A 5,037-nucleotide genomic window follows, 5' to 3' on the forward strand; every position below is an offset into this window, starting at 1 on the left:
CAAGCCCCAGCCCTTCCCAATGCTTCATCCAACAACGAATGGACATCTACTATTATTCCTAATGCTTCTTTCCACAAAGAACGACCCACCTTATCATTGCTAATGCTTCTTTCCGTAAAGAACAGACGCCTACTTATCATTCCAAACTAATAGACATCCACTTATCATTCCAAACTAACAGATATCCACTTATCATTACAAACCAACGTACACCTACTGTCATTCCGAACGAACGAAGTGAGGAGGAATCTCACTAGTAAAACTAAGAGCCAAGGAGAAAAAAGACGTCAAGAAAAAGATCCCTCCTCGAAAGCAAGCTTTCTCGTTCGGGATGACAGTGGGGGTGTCATTCCGACAGAGCTTCCACAGGGAAGTGAGGAGGAATCTTACTAGCAAATCTTAGCTCTACGAAGAATAAAAAATATTTATAAAATCAATTTGATGCCTACTAGCTGGATAGAGGATAAGACAAATTATCATACAAAGTATTTAAGGAAAATCACACTTACAATATAACTAAAATAAAAACTTACACTTTTTATTAAAATTCGATTAAAAACAGCCGAACAAAGCCATTTTCATATGAAAAAATCTTCATATGAAAAATTAATCAATAAAATAATTTATTAATATATTAAACTAATAAAAGTTTGCTATATTAATTGATTTCAGTATAATTATGGAGAGAATGTGTAAAAGAAGGGAGATAATATGTCTAAGTATAAAAAAGCCAAAATTTTATTAGAAACAAAGGCTTTATATAAAAAAGTAAAACCAATATACGCAACAAGAAAACTATCCATAGGCCTAGTTTCATGTATGCTAGGACTAACTCTTATTGCACCAAATGCCTTTGCTCAAGAGGAACTTGTAGAAAATACTCAAGTCCAAGAAACTGACCAAGAGCAAGGAAATGAAGACGCAAAAGATGATGAAGATAAAAATAAAGAAATAAAAGAAACTACTGATCTTGAAAAAGTCAAAGTAGCAAGTGTAGAAGAACAACAAGCAGAAGACATCCTAACAGAAGATGAGATTCAAGAAATTAGAACTAGGGCAAATAGTTTAGAAAATTCTTATTTCTTCAATGGAAAAATGGTAGAAGACCTAAAGGCAGAACTTAGAAAAGCCAAGGCTGACCCATCAGTAAACTATGAAGAAACCAAAGCTCGCTTGATAGAAGAAGCCATACAAAAAAATATTCCTGACCAAAAAGCTCCAGGGGAAGTAAGAGCGGTAGATGTAAAAGAACCGTCCGTTAACCCTGTATTCTACAATGACACAACAATTTCAGGAGGCAAATTAGCTAAATATAAAGATAAAGTTAATAGAAAGACTATAATAGCGACAGTCCATGTAACATTAAAAGGTAAAGATGGCACTGAAAAAGCCAATCTTTCTGTTACACCTACAAGTGGAACAACTTGGTCAGTAAATTTACCTGAAGGAAAAAAAGTTGAAGAAGGCGATACAGTTACGGTCTACCAACAAATAGGTGAAGTTAAATCAACAGAGGTAAATGCAACTGCAAAACCATCTAAGGCATCTACAGTTACTCTTACAATGCCAACAGGTGAAATTTGGATAGAGCAAACTTCATCAAATATAGTTAATAAAGACGAACAAGCAGAAGCTATTGAAATGCTGAAGAAAGCCAATCCGGACATTGTGAATGACATTGACTTTAACCCTAAAAAAACTAAGTTTTCTATTGATGGTACTGACCATGCTTACTATGAAGTAACTTATACTGATGGTTCGAAATCAGGCAAAGTTGAAGCGACAAATTTAAAAATAAAAAAAGTCACAGAATACTCCCAATCCCCAACCATAGCAAAAACCTATGTGGCTGATGGTAAAATAACAATCACCTTTAAAAATGAAATTGCTGCAGGATCTAAAATTGGAATAATACAAACTATTGATAATGCTGAAAAAGATAATTTTTGTACTGATGAAGGTACTTGTCCAACTGGTAAATGCAATATTGATAAATCCACTGTAAAATGGGTTAGTGTAGATGCATCAACCAAGACTTTTATCTATAACATAGGCGATAATTTTCTAAAATACGGAAAAGATTTTGGTGTTGTTGTCAAAGAATATGGAAAGTTTTCTTCTTGTAAAAAAACTGAACCTGTAATCAAAATACCAAATGTACCAGTTAGAGACCCTAAAAAACTAACTGAAACTGAAAAAGAAAAGATTAGGGAAGAAATTAGAAAAGCCAATACCACAACAAGTAACAAATCAAAACTACCTGACTGGGAGGTCAATAATATTCCTGCCTATATTGACTTTGATAAGGATGGCAATGTGAAAATAATTGACCCTTCTGTAGTAGATGGTGATTGGGAAGATGACTATACAAAATTTGTACCTAATAAAAATTCAGATGGTACTATCAAAGTGAGTACTTCCGACAAAGACAAAGTTATTCCAGTTGAAAAGAATAAGCTTGTTACCAATCTCGCTCCAAACAAACCAACAATAAGCTATAAAAAAGAAACTGGCGAAATCACCGTCACTCCAGACAAGGCAGACACAGATGCTAAGATTATTACTGTAAAATACAAAGATCCAGAAGGAAAAGATCATGAAGTAACAATCACTAAGGCAAATGGTGAAAATGGTAAGTGGAGTGCACCAAAAGACTCTAAAGTAAAAGTTAATCCAGATACTGGTGTTGTTACCATAAATGATTTTGATATCCAAAACAAAACCAATGTCTCTGCAAAAGTAACAGACAATGGTGGTATCGCAGATAATGATAAAGATGCAAAAACATCTGATAACAAGAGCGTACCAATCAAAATCTATCCAAAGAAACCAAAAATCACTATAAATGATCAAGACGGTTCTGTAACTATCACTCCTGTCGGAAGAGATAAAGATAGGGTTGCTAAAGAAATGGTCATCGGCTACTCGCCAGTAGGCAATCGTGAAGTAAATATTGTAACTGTTGATATAGATGAAAATGGAAATTTGACTTTGCCAGAAGGATCTGATTTTAAATTAAACAAAGATGGAAAATCAATTACAATAACAAACGACAAAATTAAATCAAATACAGATATAGTAGCTCAAACCGAGGATGGCGATGCTACTGATAAATTAGAATCTGAACAAGAAACAAAACAAGTCCCAGATAAAACAGCTCCACAACCACCTACAGTTAACGTTGAGGAAACATATGGAAGGGCCTACATCACCCCACCTACAGATCCTGATACAAAAACAATAAAGGTTGAATATCTAGACCCTAAAGGAATTAAACATACCTTTACAGTTACAAAAAATGGTAATTCATGGGGAATTGAAGGCGAGTCTGGATTTAATTATGTTAATGTTGGTAAAATTTCTATTGGTCACGATAGTTTAAAGAGGGCTACAGAGATAAAAGCAACAGCAACAGACGAAGCTGGCAATGAGTCAAAACCAGGCACAGACATATCACTCCCACCAGCACCAGATGTTAAACTAGACGAAGATAATGGAGTTATAACAGTAACCCCACCTACAACAATTGCACCATTAGTTGATGGAATGGAGATAACCTACACACCAGCTACAGAAGGAGCTAGCGAGACAAAGCTTGTAGCTAAAAAAGATAATGCTGGCAAGTGGTCAATCGAAAACATACCAGAAGATGTAGCAATAGATAAAAACACAGGTGTGGTAACAATCACCAATGACAAGGCCGAGGAAAAATCAAAAGTAATTGCCTATTCATTAATTGATACAAAAAAGAAGAGCTACGAAAAAGGGGAAGCAAAAGTTCCAGATACAACACCTCCAGAAGCGCCAGAAGTAAAAGTCCAAGATGATGGATCAGTTACAATCACCCCTAAGAAAGATTCTGATACAAAGACTGTAACAGTAACTTATAAAAACCAAGATGGGGAAGATAAAACTGCAACAGCAACAAAGGGCGATAAGGGTGAATGGACTGTAGAAGGCGATAATGGAGAAACAATAGATAAGAAATCAGGAGTTATTACAATTCCAAAAGGAAAATCAAACCCAGGAGATAAGGTAGTTGCAAAAGCAAAAGACCCATCAGAAAACGAATCAGGTCCAAGTGATGATACAACCATGCCAGCCCCACCAACAATAACCCCTGACCAAACTTCTGGTAATGTAACAATTACCCCACCAGCAAAGGGTAACCTTGATGGAATGGATATTGAATACAAAACTCCAGAGGGTACAGACAGAAAAGTACGAGTTGTAAAAGGTACTGATAAGAAGTGGAAGATTGAAGGAGAAAATCCTGACAGACTAACAGTTGTTGAAGGCACTGGCGTAGTTACTATTCCAAAGGGCAAGGCTAAGGAAAAGACAGAAGTAATTGCCAAGTCAACCCTTGGAGAAAAGAAAGCACCAGCACAAAAAACTCCTGACAATCAACACCTAGTACCAGACAAAACTGCTCCAAACCCACCAGAGGTCAAGGTTGATGAAAATACAGGTAATGTAACAATTACCCCACCAAAAGATGAGGACACAATTTCTGTAACAGTAACTTACAAGAAGGCTGATAATACTGAAATAAAAGTTAAGGCTAAAAAAGTTGGCAAAAAATGGTCATTGACAAAAGAAGATGGTAAAAGCCCAGTTGACAATGGAGAAAGCGTAGACGAAAATTCTGGTGTGATTGCCCTTGCAAAAGGAAAATACAAGACTGGGGAAATAGTAAAAGCTTATGGCAATGACAATGCAAATAACCAATCTAGCGAAGATAATAAAACACCAGTTGAAGTAACATTTGACGCTAATGGTGGTAGCAAAAAAATGGATGGTTCTATCCTTGCACTAAGTAAAGGAAATGTTCCACAAGGTCAAAGTGCAGTTTTATCTGCAGTTTTTGAATTACCAGAATGTAAATTTGCACCACCAGAAGGCAAAAAATTTGCAGGTTGGCAAGTAGGAAGCGAAACTAAAAAAGCTGGCGAAAAAATCCAAATAAAGGCTAATACTACAGTAACAGCTATCTGGAAAGACATCGAATACAAAGTAAGTTTCAATGGTAACACT

The 5,037-nt window shown here is 35.8% G+C and carries 1 protein-coding gene; it reads left to right on the plus strand.

Going from position 1 to position 5,037, the window contains the following annotated elements:
- Nucleotides 1–711: 711 nt before the first annotated feature.
- The coding region (locus HMPREF0077_RS10380; RefSeq protein WP_052588109.1) for a hypothetical protein at nt 712–5,037 on the plus strand (4,326 nt) is incomplete at its 3' end.

This window comes from Anaerococcus tetradius ATCC 35098 (genome assembly GCF_000159095.1).
Taxonomy (GTDB): Bacteria; Bacillota; Clostridia; order Tissierellales; family Peptoniphilaceae; genus Anaerococcus; species Anaerococcus tetradius.